The sequence below is a fragment of the Marinomonas phycocola genome (assembly GCF_047525455.1).
GTDB lineage: Bacteria > Pseudomonadota > Gammaproteobacteria > Pseudomonadales > Marinomonadaceae > Marinomonas.
Map to the genome: position 1 here is coordinate 192,671 of NZ_JBLIXL010000002.1, position 12,413 is coordinate 205,083.

Genomic DNA, 12,413 nt, shown 5'->3' on the forward strand with positions numbered 1-12,413 from the left:
CGATTAAGCGTTACGGTCCTTGCCTCGACTTGCGTCTGAATTTTCTGTGTAACGCCAATCAGGGCTTTCAACGTCTAGAATTTTTTCTAATGCATCAATCCGATCCGTTAACTTATCCGCCACCATTAACAAAGATTCCAGTTCTTGCTTTTCTGACTGTTCCAACCCTTTCGCCGCTCTAGATTTGCTTCTGTAATGCAAAATCAACCACATTGGAGCCACCACGGTCATGAAAATAATGGTTGGCACGAAAAAAAACACTGCCATACTCATATTAAAATCCTTACTATAGAAAATGTATTATTGATTGATGCCTATATAAAAACCTAGCCAACTTTGGTCATTTTTTCTTTTAAACGTGCAAGCTCATCATTAATTTTGTCATCATTTTTTAGCGAGTCTATTTGAGACTTCAAGTCCGTCTTAGTATCTTCACCAAGGTCCATAGATTCAATTTGCCCTTCTAAATCATCCATACGACGTTCGAATCGTTCAAACTTTTCAAACGCATTATCGATATCTGCTTTGTTATTCTGACGCTTCACTCTTAAACGACTTTCAACGCTTGATTGACGCATCAACATGGTTTTTTGCTTGGCTTTCGCATCGGTCAATTTCGTTTGTAGCTGACCAACTTCTTCATTGAGATGCGTTAAATGCTCGTCCAACGCTCTTAACTCTTCATCTACAATATCAATTTCTTGTTCAACTTGCTGCTTTTCATTAAGCGCTGCTCGGGCTAGATCTTCTCGCCCTTTTTCGATCGCCAACATGGCTTTATTTTCCCATTCTGACGATTCCTGACGCATTTTATCTAACCGTCTTCCAGTTGTTTTTCGATCCGCAATGACTCTGGCAGAACTGGAGCGAACTTCAACCAAGGTCTCCTCCATTTCTTGGATCATCATGCGAATCATTTTTTGTGGGTCTTCTGCCTTATCTAACAACGCAGTTAAGTTACTATTAATGATGTCAGTCATTCTTGAAAAAATACCCATTTTTAAATCCTCATATCATTTTTAAAGTCATTCATATAAAACCTGACTTATGTATTACACACTCCATGCCAAAAATAATATGTCATTGATTTTAAATAATTAATTTAATTTTATACTCAAAAAGATGACGAAAAACAGACAAAGAAATGGTATTAAATACCTTTTAGTGGTATAAAATCCACAACAAAATGGTAATTAAAACCTATGAATATCCAAACACAACGAATCATCGGCAGCTCCCAAGCCCTATCAGACACACTCGACCACACCTCATTACTGGCAAAAATAAATCGCCCTATCTTAATTTGTGGTGAGCGAGGCAGTGGGAAAGAACTCATAGCACAACGATTACATTATTTATCTGATCGTTGGGAACAACCCTATATCACCATAAATTGCGCAGCTATTAGCGAAAACCTGATGGAAAGTGAGCTTTTTGGCCATGAAGCAGGGGCATTCACGGGGGCTTCCAAGCCACATATAGGTCATTTTGAACGCTCTGACAAAGGCACTCTCTTTCTAGATGAACTAGGCACCATGTCATTACGTCTACAGGAAAAATTGCTTAGATTGATTGAGTACGGTGAATTTGAGCGACTAGGTAGCGGCAAAACGATCTCCGTAGATGTGAGGGTCATTGCAGCGACCAACGCCAATCTCATTGATATGAGCCAAGCAGGTGAATTCAGAGCCGACTTACTTGATCGGTTGGCTTTTGATGTAATTCAAGTCCCTCCTCTTAGAAATAGGCTGGAAGACATTGAAGAGCTTGCTAACTTTTTTGCGATGAAACTGACATCAGAGCTGGGGTGGGATTACTTCTCAGGCTTTACCGACAGTGCTTTAGCAACCCTAGGTTCATATCACTGGCCAGGTAACATAAGAGAGTTAAAAAATGTCATTGAGCGCTCTGTTTACCGCTGGGGAGACCAAAATGTACCTGTTGATAGCGTTATCATAAATCCTTTTAATAGTGCACTCACAATGCCGACCCAACTTGGCAACAAGCAAGACAGCGTAAACCGATCAGGATCCACAGTTGCAGAAGAGTATCAGAACTCACCTGAATTCAAAATTAATTTAGAGCAAAGCTTCAAAGAGCAAACAGAACACTTGCATATTCATCTTGTAAACACAGCTTTGCAAAAAAACCAATTTAATCAAAAAAAAGCCGCTCAAATGCTAGGTTTAAGCTACGATCAAATTAGAGGATTAATAAGAAAACATAACTTGTCTCAGGCTGCTATCAATCAGTCTAAAACAACCATCAATTAAGGCCAAACCAGCTGATAGAGCGGTCTATTTAAGTCGCTTGGCTAACCATTTGGCCATAACAGGAAGAAGGTAGGTTGGCACCTGAACAGCGCCAGCCAAAGGTAAAAAAGCCGGGCCCAAAAGCGTACCGGCGATCGTATACGTCAACAACACATTCCTATTTGCCGAAGTCACAGCAGTGATCAACGCAATACTAACGCCTTGTTTACAGTATAACGCAAAGCCACTAAGGAAAAACACAGAGCAAAGCAATGTCGCAATCCCGAGATATTGGTACGCAATATTAGGCGTTTCGTCCCACATAAATCTGAAGTCGCCTATCATGCCAAACGGAAAAGCAAATACCAATAATACGGTATAAGGAGACGTGGTTTGTAAAAAAGTCGTCACCTTTTGAGGAGCAAGAAAATAGTGCAGTAGAAAGGAACAAAACATAGGACCAAATACAAAAACAATCAAACGAATGCAATAGGTTTGAATATCCAATGCAATATCACCCGATTGACTTACCAGTAATAATACATAAATCGCAATGGGCAGGACCAATGTACTCGCGATTGTCATGGCCATCGCCATTAGCGAATCCAATCCTAATACCCGAATAATAGCCGGTGTCGCAAACAATGACCCTGTTGCTGCGACAGCGCCAATGGCCAACACAAGTTCCCCCTCAATGCCAGCCGCCCATGAAACACCCACGCAAAGTGCCATTAAGCCAAATGCATGGTAAAAAGCATATTGCCAAACAATCGGCTTCATCATCATTTTTATTAATGCAGATTGTTTCATGCTCAACAGCGTCAAGACCATTAAGCTAAAGAGAACATAAGGTAAAAAGGGGAAAAGCAGTTGAGAATATTTAGGGAAGGAAAAACCTAAAAGAGCAGCAACAAACATAAACACCAAAGAGTGTTTAATCAGAAAAGACAACATAGATACAATACCAAGAAGAAAAGATCACACCATCATAAATGGTCACCTTTAAAAAGACTGAAACCGACTCAAAGAGCAACTAACGCTTATACGAATATATTTTGTTTTCTTCAGGCAGTTCTGGCGCTTCTACTGGCCAACCTTTACGAGCAAGATCAAATGCGTCTCTTAAATTAGACAACTTATCTGATGATACGTATTGTTGCATACTACTATTTGATAGACTGCCTACCTCTTTAACGCCCTTCGATTTTGTCATGACCGAGACCGGAAAGTGCACTATTTTATTAGACATAAATTTTCTCTATTGCATCCATCTCTAGATATCTATCGTAACTCTATGGATAATCTTAAACAAACGCAATCCTCAAACGTGTAAACTCTTGGAAAAGCTATGAAATTTTTAATATCTCCAGCAAAAACACTCGATCTAACATCTAAACAGCCAACTTCCCAGCACTCTATTCCAATTTTTTTGGATGAGTCACAATCTTTAATTGAAACAATTAGACCTTATACACCAGCAGACATTGCTAATTTAATGAAGCTCAGCGATAAGCTATCTACTGTTAATGTTGAACGTTATCAAGCATGGCAATTAGAACATACAGCAAGCAACAGCAAGCAAGCCATCTTTACCTTTATGGGAGACGTTTACACTGGGCTGGATGCCTACACCTTAACCGAAGCAGACATTCACTACGCACAAAGTAATTTACGGATGCTGAGTGGTTTATATGGATTACTTAAACCATTGGATTTGATACAAGCTTATCGCTTAGAAATGGGGATTAAACTCAAAAACCCTAAAGGGGACAATTTATATCACTTTTGGAAAGACACCATTGCAAAGCAACTGAACCAGGAACTAGCACATGATGAGTTACTTATTAACCTTGCATCAAACGAGTATTTTAAATCCGTTGATTTAAAAGTACTTAAAAATAAGGTAATTTCCCCCGTATTTCTGGATGAAAAAAATGGAAAGTATAAAGTAATTAGCTTTTATGCGAAAAAAGCACGAGGCTTAATGGCTCGTTATTTGATTGAAAGTCGTAGCATGAATTACAACGACCTAATCAAGTTCAATTATTCTGGTTATCAATACGATGAGAAACAATCAGAGGTAAGTGCGCCTGTTTTCATTCGATCTGAAAGCACTCGGTTGGCCGCTGACACATAAACATTCTGTACATTGGGGATGCATTGATCTATTTATTTACCTGCTAAATTGAAAACACATTTGATGAAGCCGATTCACAACATCGGCTTTAATTAGGCCGCCTCCCCATCGTTACCCTATTGTTACCTGAATAATCTTTATGGGTAGCAATACATTGATAACCTAATGAAAACAAAATTGCTTTACACCTTTCAGACTGCTCAAACCCATGTTCAAGTATCAACCAACCCGATGATTTTAAATAACCAACAGCCTCTTCTGCAATGGTTTGAATATCAGCAAAACCTGCCTTACCAGCAACCAAAGCGGATTGAGGTTCATAACGCACGTCACCTTCATTTAAGTGGTGATCTTTCTTATCAATATAGGGAGGGTTTGACACAATCAAATCAAACTCTGAAAAAGTCACATTATCAAACCAACTGCTTTGATAAATCTCAGCATCTAAGCACAATTTTTTTGCATTTCCCTTTGCTAAATCAACAGCTTCATCAACAACATCAACCGCTTGCACTTGGGCATCAGACCGCTCTGAAGCAATGGACAAAGCAATTGCGCCTGTACCTGTACCCAAATCAAGAACCGATGGTTTTTTTATTCCGTCTAGCACTTCTAAAGCAAGTTCAACCAATACTTCTGTGTCGGGTCTTGGAATCAAAGTACAAGGAGAGACGTTAAATTCTAACGACCAAAATTCTTGCACCCCTAATAAATACGCAATAGGCTCACCCAAAACACGCGCATCAAGCAACGCATTAAAAGCCTTCTCCTGCTCAAGCGTTAAAATACGTTCAGGCCAAGTATAAAGATAAGAAGAGCTTACCTTTAGTGCATTCGCCAATAACAACTGCGCGTCCAAAAGAGCCGTATCTGAAGAGGCGGCCAATACAGCCGCCCCTTTTTGTATCGATTCGTCTATTCTCATTCTTACGAATTATCGTTACTTAGCGAGGCAAGCTGCTCAGCTTGATGCTCATTAATCAACGGATTCACTAATGAATCCAATTCACCTGTAATGATCTCATCTAACTTATATAGAGTAAGATTAATACGGTGATCGGTTACCCTACCTTGAGGGTAGTTATACGTTCGAATGCGCTCAGATCGATCGCCACTCCCCACCAACGACTTACGTGTCTCAGATTGCTCTGCCGCATACTTTTCTTCTTCTGCGGATTGCAAACGAGACGCAAGTAATGACATCGCTTTCGCACGGTTTTTATGCTGTGAGCGCTCTTCCTGGCATTCAACAACCAACCCCGATGGAATGTGAGTTAAACGAATCGCTGAATCTGTTTTATTTACGTGCTGACCACCAGCGCCCGACGCTCTAAATGTATCAATTCGTAAATCCGATTTGTTGATTTCAATCGCATCCACTTCATCCATTTCCGCCATAATAGCCACAGTACAAGCGGAAGTATGAATACGACCTTGAGACTCTGTCGCTGGTACACGCTGTACACGATGAGCACCTGATTCAAACTTCAATTTTGAATAAGCACCTTCACCCACAATACGGGCTATCACTTCTTTATATCCGCCATGTTCTCCTTCATTGGCACTGATAACTTCCACCTTCCAACGCTGTACCTCTGCGTAACGAGAATACATACGAAACAAATCACCAGCGAAAATAGAGGCTTCATCACCACCCGTCCCCGCACGCACTTCAAGAAATACGTTACGTGAATCATTCGGGTCTTTTGGTAACAACAGTTTTTGTAACTCTTCTAATAGAGTTTCCTTTTGTTGCTGGCCTGCCTTTAATTCCTCTTGTCCCATATCACGTAGATCTGGATCACTATCAGAACACATCAATTCCGCTTCTTCGATGTTTTCTTCTATTTGCTGAAAATCATTAAAACACTTCACTACGGGTTCAAGTTCCGCATACTCTTTTGAATAAGAACGGAATAGATCCTGATTCATAATGACTTCCGCTTCACCAAGTAAAGCAGCCAATTCATCATAACGATCCGAGAGGTTTTCTAATTTGAATTTAATCGACTCTTTCATTATTTATGCTTTTCATCTGTAAGGCCCAAAACTTGAGATGCAATTCCTAAAGCCTGTTGATCTTCATTCGCACCTGCCACTCTAAGGTATTGAGTAGGTGAGTTGATCAGCTTATTCATCAAGTTATGTGCGAGTTTCTGTAGGACCTGTTCTGGTATTTGACCAGCATCAAGACTTTTAATGGCTTTCGCCAATTCTAATTGCTTTATCGATTCCGCTTGCTGCCGGTAATTAACAATGATGTCGGTCACTTTTCTTGATTCAATGCTTTTACGAAAAGCAGCAACACCCTCATCTATAATAACTTCGGCTTCTTTGGCAGCATCAAGACGTGCTTTTTGATTTTCTTGAATAACCGAGTGAAGGTCATCCACTGTGTACAAATAAATGTCTTTTATGTCTTCCACTTCCGGTTCAATGTCTCTAGGAACCGCAATATCAATTAACAGCATCGGTTTACGACGACGCTTTGCAATCGCTTTTTCGATCACACCTTTACCAATAATCGGTAACTGACTTGCCGTAGAAGAAATGACAATGTCTGCCAAAGGTAGATATTCAGCAATATCGGACAATAAAATGGCTTCCGCCCCCATTTCTTCCGCCAAAACTTGGGCACGGGTTAAAGTTCTATTCGCAACTATAATCCGTTTGATTCCACTCTCTTTTAAATGTTTAGCAACCAGCTCAATCGTTTGACCTGCCCCGATAAGCAATGCCGTGCTTTTTTTCACATCTGCAAAGATGCGTTGCGCCAAACTAACCGATGCAAAAGCAATGGATACAGGGTTCTCCCCTATTGATGTGTCCGTTCTAACTTGCTTAGCAATTGAAAATGTTTTTTGAAACAAGCCTTGTAGATTTGCACCTATGTACTTACCTTCTTGAGAGACCGCAAAGGCGGATTTTACTTGACCAAGAATTTGCGGCTCCCCCAAAACCAAAGAATCCAAACCCGAAGCGACACGCATAACATGACGGACGCTTTCATCTTCATGATGTGCGTAGCAAAATTTTTGTAAATCCTCTAATGGAATACAATGATATTCACTTAACCATTCAATGATACGGGTTACCTTTTCATCGCTTTCCACTAAGCAATACAGTTCAGTACGATTACAGGTAGAAACGATCACCGCTTCTTGAGCTCGCTCCATATGAACGAGCTCATCCAATGCATCGAACATTTTTTCTGGCGCAAAGGCAACACGCTCTCGAATAGAAACCGGGGCAGTTTTATGGTTGATACCAACCGTGACTAGCGGCATTCAAAAAACTCTTCTTTAGAATTAAACTGTAAATACAATACTTTGCGTTTGATCATCTAATTGTATGTACATCGAATTTTAGTGCGTGCATTATACGTGGTATTGGCGCACTTTCGCACCCCATGATGTCAATAAATCTAGTCATTGTGGTAGGTTATCCCTATTCGTTAGTCGTATGGTTTTTTAAACAATGAGTAGCACCTTCCTAAAAGACACCATAATGAGAGTTAAAAACCTTTTCGCAATATTACGAACAGACAACACCAAAGTGAGGTGAAAGAGGCAAAAAATCGTATTTTTCAAATATAAATGCATATTTCGAGTCTATTTTTAATAAACTACAGACAAACACAACCGTTGAACAGAGAACTCAATCCCTTTTAATTGAGAAAAAGATGTCATTTACTATGTTACTTAACCAAATAATAAACATGCTTTCTTCAATAAAGCGCTATTCGAAAAAAACAGCGCCTTTATGGCAATCTGCGTCCAGCGCTGTTTTTTGCCTATTGGTCTTATCTGGTTGCAGTACATTGTCTAATACCAACGATTCTGGTGATCACCAACACACGGCATATCCCCATTCATTATCAATTGAAATCACAGGTCAAAAAACACCAATTCAACAAGCACTAGCGGCAGAGTTTGCATTACGTAGAGGAGAAAAAGAAGAGGCCTTTACTCGATACTATGACTTGGCAAACTCAACAAGAAATGTCTCTTTAACAGAAAAAGCTACGCGTATCGCCTTATCGTTAAATAACCCTCAGTTTGCTGCGAAAGCCACTGATTTATGGTTATCTATAGACCCGCTCTCTCATGCTGTTTACCCTATTCGTTTCCGAGTTTTTATATTAGATAAACAAGTTGATAAATTGTCTGAAACCCTATTAAACGCTTATAATAATTCAGTTCCTTTGAATTTTATTACGCCAATCATTAATGCATTTGCGTCTTCGCCAAATTATTTAGCCATTGTTGATACTGCGCTAAATCAACTGCCTAATCACTTAACGACTCAGTTCGAAATACGATCCGCACTTGCACATACAGCTTATTTACAGGGCCATTTTCAAAGAGCAAAAAAGATAGCCCAGTCTTTGGTGAATGACAGTAACAAAAGCAAGACCCTTCTTGAGTCAAATGTTTATTTCATTCTTGCGCTCATCCAAAAGCAAGAAGAACAGACAGAGGACGCTATTACTACATTGCAACAGGGTTTAGCACTCTACCCTAACGAATACTCACTTATCTCATCGCTAATTGACTTTGAGCTCACTAATCAAAATTTTGACATAGCAAAACAACACTATAACGAAGCCGAGCTGCCACCACTTTACCAATCTCAATTGTCAATTCACTACATCAGCCTTTTAATCCAAAATGGGAAAATAGAATCCGCACTGAATGTTTTAAAAGAAATCGACTATTTATCATCTGGTTTTGCAGACCAATTTTATTTTCTAGAGGCAAGCGCCCTTGCAAGCCAAGACATGAAACAAGATGCAATAGAGACGTTAAGCAAAATAAACGGGCAACTGTACAACACGGCGACTGAACAAATGGTTGTCTGGCTCTATGATTTAAAACACGAACAAGACATAAACGACATCGTTGTTTATCGCTTCAAGAAAAGACAAAATGTTGAGCAAATATTAAATATAATGCAGCATCACGAAGACAACTTAAAACCCCAGTTGTCTCTTGAACTCGCCAATAGCATTTTACAACAAAAACCCGATGCCAATCCGATACGATATAAAAAAGCCTTGTTGGTAGACTCATTAGGAAATTGGCAGACAACAGAAACCGAGCTACGATATCTGCTTAACAAAGACCCTGAAAATGCTAACTATCTGAATGCGCTTGGGTATACACTATTAGTGCGTTCCAATCGCTATGAAGAAGCGATAAAATTGATATCTATAGCTTATGAAAAAGACCCTAAAAATCCCGCTATCATTGATAGCTTGGGTTGGGGGTATGTTTTACAAGGTGATGCAAAAAAGGCGGAGCCATTACTAAATGAAGCATGGCAAATTTTACCAGAAGCCGAAATAGCCGCTCACTATGGCGAAGCTCTGTGGATTCAAAAAAAATACGACGAAGCTATTATTATTTGGCAAAAAGCACTAGATAGCACACCAAACCACCCCGTGCTAAACGAAACATTAAATCGATTGAACCCTTCCATGCTTAAATAAGCGGCTATTTACAGGACTGACCATAATGAAAATCGGTATTATTATAACAACCCTGCTGCTTATATCAGCATGTAGCAATTCGCCAAAAAAAGCGCCTCCGATACCTAAATCCATAGATCAAATTACACAATGGGAAACTGTTGGCAGGGTCGGGATACGAACAGAAGAAGATGCACTCTCTGGAAATTTTAATTGGTTACACAATCAGTCAACATTCGATTTATCCATTATTGGGCCATTTGGCCAAGGCGCAACACATTTAAAACAAATTGAAAATGGCAACATTGAGTTAAAGTATCAAGATGTCACTGTAGAAGGAACATCCGCCCACGCTTTATTAAATGAGCATTTCGGTTGGCAGTTTCCTGTAAACCAAGTAACGTATTGGATTCGTGGGTTACCATCACCTAATAGTCATTATGAAATTTTCAACCGCTTCAACAGCGATCGTCCAGAAGAAATTATCCAAGATGGTTGGACCGTCACCTACAAAGAATACAGCACAATTGATACGCTGGAGCTTCCAAGCAAACTCCAAGCATCTAAACCACCTTTTAGAGTAAATTTGATCATTACACAATGGACAATTCAATAACCACACTCACCCTCCCTTCTCCAGCAAAGCTCAATCTTTTTTTACACATTATTGGCAAAAAAGAAAACGGTTACCATTTGCTGGAGACATTGTTTCAGTTTATAGATTTATACGACACACTCGAATTTACCGTCAACTCAGAGGATCGCATTCATCTCTTTCCTGAAATAAATAATTTACCTATTGAAGAGAATTTAATATTTAAAGCGGCTCAATTATTGCTTCCATTCAGAACAGAACCAAACCTTGGTATCGATATACATATCACCAAACGACTGCCTATGGGTGCTGGTATTGGAGGAGGAAGCTCAAATGCCGCTACGACGCTTTTGGCACTCAATCAACTTTGGAAATGCAAGATCTCTCTCAATGAACTGGCTAGCATGGGGCTGTCTTTAGGTGCTGATGTACCGATATTTATTCATGGCAAAAGTGCTTTCGCAGAAGGTGTAGGCGAAATTCTAACTTTCGTTGAACCAGAAACGCCAGTGTACCTTCTCGTCAAACCCAATACCCATGTAAATACAGGTCAAATTTTTACCGATAAACGTTTGACAAGAGACACCCCGACCATCAAAATATCGCACGTCTTAACACTGGACGGGCATAATGATTGTTTAGATACAGTAAGGGCACTCTATCCAGATGTAAATGAAGCGTATCTTTGCCTTAAAAATCAAGGGGATGTCAAACTTACAGGGACTGGTGCGTGTCTTTTCATCGCATTTAAACAAAAAAGTGATGCTGAACGGGTAAAACGAGCATTGCCAAAAAAATGGCAAGCTTGGATATGCAATGGATGTAATACCTCATTAACGCATCAAGCACTTGACCAGTGGGTAGCAAACAATGGAAATTAAAATACGTTAGGCAATCGAACACTGTTCGTTATTACGTATTTTTGACTGTTTTCAGTTATTTTCCAAACAATATCTCGATCCACCACGAACAATATAATACAAAGGGTATTCACAGTGTCCAAGTTGATGGTTTTTACCGGTAATGCAAACCCTGAACTCGCTCGTCGAGTAGTACGTCGCTTAGGCCTACCCATTGGTAACGCGTCTGTTGGCAAATTCAGTGACGGAGAAATCACAGTAGAGATAAATGAAAATGTCCGAGGCAAAGACGTTTTTATTATCCAATCTACCTGTACACCTAGTAATGACAACTTAATGGAACTGATCGTCATGGCAGACGCACTGCGCCGTGCATCTGCAAGTCGTGTAACCGCAGTTATTCCTTATTTTGGTTACGCTCGTCAAGATCGTCGCGTACGCTCTGCCCGCGTACCCATTACTGCAAAAGTAGTTGCAGATATGATTTCAGCAGTCGGCATCAACCGTGTCTTAACCGTTGACCTTCATGCGGATCAAATTCAAGGTTTTTTCGATATTCCTGTTGATAACGTTTACGGAACACCCGTTTTACTAGATGACTTGCAACGCCAAGGCTACGAAAACATCACGGTTGTCTCTCCAGACGTTGGCGGTGTTGTTCGAGCCCGAGCTTTCGCTAAACTATTAGATGATGCAGATTTAGCTATCATTGATAAGCGTCGCCCTCGTGCCAACGAAGCTCAAATAATGCATTTAATTGGTGATGTTTCAGGAAAAACATGTGTCCTAATTGACGACATGTGCGATACTGGCGGCACATTATGCGCTGCTGCAAGAGCCCTGAAAGATAATGGCGCAGAAAGAGTGCTTGCTTATTGCACACACCCAATTCTTTCTGGCAAAGCAATTGAAAATATAAATAATTCTGTTTTAGATGAATTGATAGTCACAGATACAATTCCTCTAAGAAAAGACGCTCTTGAGTGTTCTAAAATTCGTCAATTATCTATGTCGGATATATTGGCAGAGGCTGTTCGTCGCGTATGCAATGAAGAGTCTATTAGTGCTATGTTTGGTGCCTAACTCAAAACCAAACACT

13 protein-coding genes are annotated in these 12,413 nt (G+C 40.0%); 6 read left to right on the top strand and 7 right to left on the bottom strand.

Annotated features, from left to right (window positions below; translation table 11 throughout):
* Positions 1-3 precede the first annotated feature (3 nt).
* A complete protein-coding gene (pspB, locus tag ACMUMJ_RS02675) occupies positions 4-273 on the bottom strand; it encodes an envelope stress response membrane protein PspB (protein ID WP_414677261.1) in 270 nt (89 codons plus the stop codon).
* A 53-nt stretch (positions 274-326) separates the two neighbouring features.
* Positions 327-998, bottom strand: coding sequence for a phage shock protein PspA (gene pspA / locus ACMUMJ_RS02680; protein ID WP_414677262.1), 672 nt, complete (start codon positions 996-998; stop codon positions 327-329).
* A gap of 204 nt (positions 999-1,202) precedes the next feature.
* Between pspA and pspF the strand changes: the two genes are divergently transcribed.
* Positions 1,203-2,273 (top strand): phage shock protein operon transcriptional activator, encoded by a 1,071-nt coding sequence (pspF, locus tag ACMUMJ_RS02685; RefSeq protein WP_414677263.1) that lies wholly within the window; start codon positions 1,203-1,205, stop codon positions 2,271-2,273.
* Between the two features lie 24 nt (positions 2,274-2,297).
* Here pspF and ACMUMJ_RS02690 read toward each other — a convergent pair whose 3' ends face one another.
* Together ACMUMJ_RS02690 and ACMUMJ_RS02695 are read right to left on the bottom strand one after the other, a co-directional pair.
* Complete coding sequence (locus ACMUMJ_RS02690; protein ID WP_414677264.1) at positions 2,298-3,206, bottom strand: bile acid:sodium symporter family protein; 909 nt, start codon at positions 3,204-3,206, stop codon at positions 2,298-2,300.
* A gap of 79 nt (positions 3,207-3,285) precedes the next feature.
* Entirely contained in the window at positions 3,286-3,501 is a 216-nt protein-coding gene (locus ACMUMJ_RS02695; protein ID WP_414677265.1) for a hypothetical protein, read from the bottom strand.
* A 99-nt stretch (positions 3,502-3,600) separates the two neighbouring features.
* Between ACMUMJ_RS02695 and yaaA the strand changes: the two genes are divergently transcribed.
* Positions 3,601-4,389, top strand: a complete 789-nt coding sequence (gene yaaA, locus ACMUMJ_RS02700; RefSeq protein WP_414677266.1) for a peroxide stress protein YaaA — start codon at positions 3,601-3,603, stop codon at positions 4,387-4,389.
* A gap of 88 nt (positions 4,390-4,477) precedes the next feature.
* Here yaaA and prmC read toward each other — a convergent pair whose 3' ends face one another.
* The 3 genes from prmC to hemA are packed head-to-tail and all read right to left on the bottom strand — an operon-like array spanning position 4,478 to position 7,676.
* Positions 4,478-5,314 carry a peptide chain release factor N(5)-glutamine methyltransferase gene (gene prmC, locus ACMUMJ_RS02705; RefSeq protein WP_414677267.1) on the bottom strand — a complete coding sequence of 279 codons (837 nt, stop codon included), beginning with the start codon at positions 5,312-5,314 and terminating at the stop codon, positions 4,478-4,480.
* 2 nt (positions 5,315-5,316) lie between these two features.
* Positions 5,317-6,408, bottom strand: coding sequence for a peptide chain release factor 1 (gene prfA, locus ACMUMJ_RS02710; protein WP_414677268.1), 1,092 nt, complete (start codon positions 6,406-6,408; stop codon positions 5,317-5,319).
* A complete protein-coding gene (gene hemA, locus ACMUMJ_RS02715; protein ID WP_414677269.1) occupies positions 6,408-7,676 on the bottom strand; it encodes a glutamyl-tRNA reductase in 1,269 nt (422 codons plus the stop codon). Before hemA ends, prfA begins: the two co-directional genes overlap by 1 nt.
* Positions 7,677-8,071: 395 nt before the next feature.
* On the opposite strand from hemA, the gene ACMUMJ_RS02720 reads away from it, so the two are divergent.
* The 4 genes from ACMUMJ_RS02720 (at position 8,072) to ACMUMJ_RS02735 (ending at position 12,397) form a co-directional block, all read left to right on the top strand.
* Complete coding sequence (locus ACMUMJ_RS02720; RefSeq protein WP_414677270.1) at positions 8,072-9,880, top strand: tetratricopeptide repeat protein; 1,809 nt, start codon at positions 8,072-8,074, stop codon at positions 9,878-9,880.
* A gap of 25 nt (positions 9,881-9,905) precedes the next feature.
* Positions 9,906-10,475, top strand: a complete 570-nt coding sequence (lolB, locus tag ACMUMJ_RS02725; RefSeq protein ID WP_414677271.1) for a lipoprotein insertase outer membrane protein LolB — start codon at positions 9,906-9,908, stop codon at positions 10,473-10,475.
* Entirely contained in the window at positions 10,460-11,335 is an 876-nt protein-coding gene (gene ispE / locus ACMUMJ_RS02730; RefSeq protein WP_414677272.1) for a 4-(cytidine 5'-diphospho)-2-C-methyl-D-erythritol kinase, read from the top strand. The genes lolB and ispE overlap by 16 nt, the downstream gene beginning before the upstream one ends.
* A gap of 114 nt (positions 11,336-11,449) precedes the next feature.
* Complete coding sequence (locus tag ACMUMJ_RS02735) at positions 11,450-12,397, top strand: ribose-phosphate pyrophosphokinase (RefSeq protein ID WP_414677273.1); 948 nt, start codon at positions 11,450-11,452, stop codon at positions 12,395-12,397.
* The last annotated feature ends 16 nt before the right edge of the window (positions 12,398-12,413 follow it).

Coding starts and splice junctions, on each gene's coding strand:
- prmC (WP_414677267.1), bottom strand. CDS start 5,314: ATGAGAATAGACGAATCGATACAAAAAGGGGCGGCTGTATTGGCCGCC.
- ispE (WP_414677272.1), top strand. CDS start 10,460: ATGGACAATTCAATAACCACACTCACCCTCCCTTCTCCAGCAAAGCTC.
- lolB (WP_414677271.1), top strand. CDS start 9,906: ATGAAAATCGGTATTATTATAACAACCCTGCTGCTTATATCAGCATGT.
- pspB (WP_414677261.1), bottom strand. CDS start 273: ATGAGTATGGCAGTGTTTTTTTTCGTGCCAACCATTATTTTCATGACC.
- ACMUMJ_RS02690 (WP_414677264.1), bottom strand. CDS start 3,206: ATGTTGTCTTTTCTGATTAAACACTCTTTGGTGTTTATGTTTGTTGCT.
- ACMUMJ_RS02695 (WP_414677265.1), bottom strand. CDS start 3,501: ATGTCTAATAAAATAGTGCACTTTCCGGTCTCGGTCATGACAAAATCG.
- prfA (WP_414677268.1), bottom strand. CDS start 6,408: ATGAAAGAGTCGATTAAATTCAAATTAGAAAACCTCTCGGATCGTTAT.
- ACMUMJ_RS02720 (WP_414677270.1), top strand. CDS start 8,072: ATGTCATTTACTATGTTACTTAACCAAATAATAAACATGCTTTCTTCA.
- pspF (WP_414677263.1), top strand. CDS start 1,203: ATGAATATCCAAACACAACGAATCATCGGCAGCTCCCAAGCCCTATCA.
- pspA (WP_414677262.1), bottom strand. CDS start 998: ATGGGTATTTTTTCAAGAATGACTGACATCATTAATAGTAACTTAACT.
- yaaA (WP_414677266.1), top strand. CDS start 3,601: ATGAAATTTTTAATATCTCCAGCAAAAACACTCGATCTAACATCTAAA.
- hemA (WP_414677269.1), bottom strand. CDS start 7,676: ATGCCGCTAGTCACGGTTGGTATCAACCATAAAACTGCCCCGGTTTCT.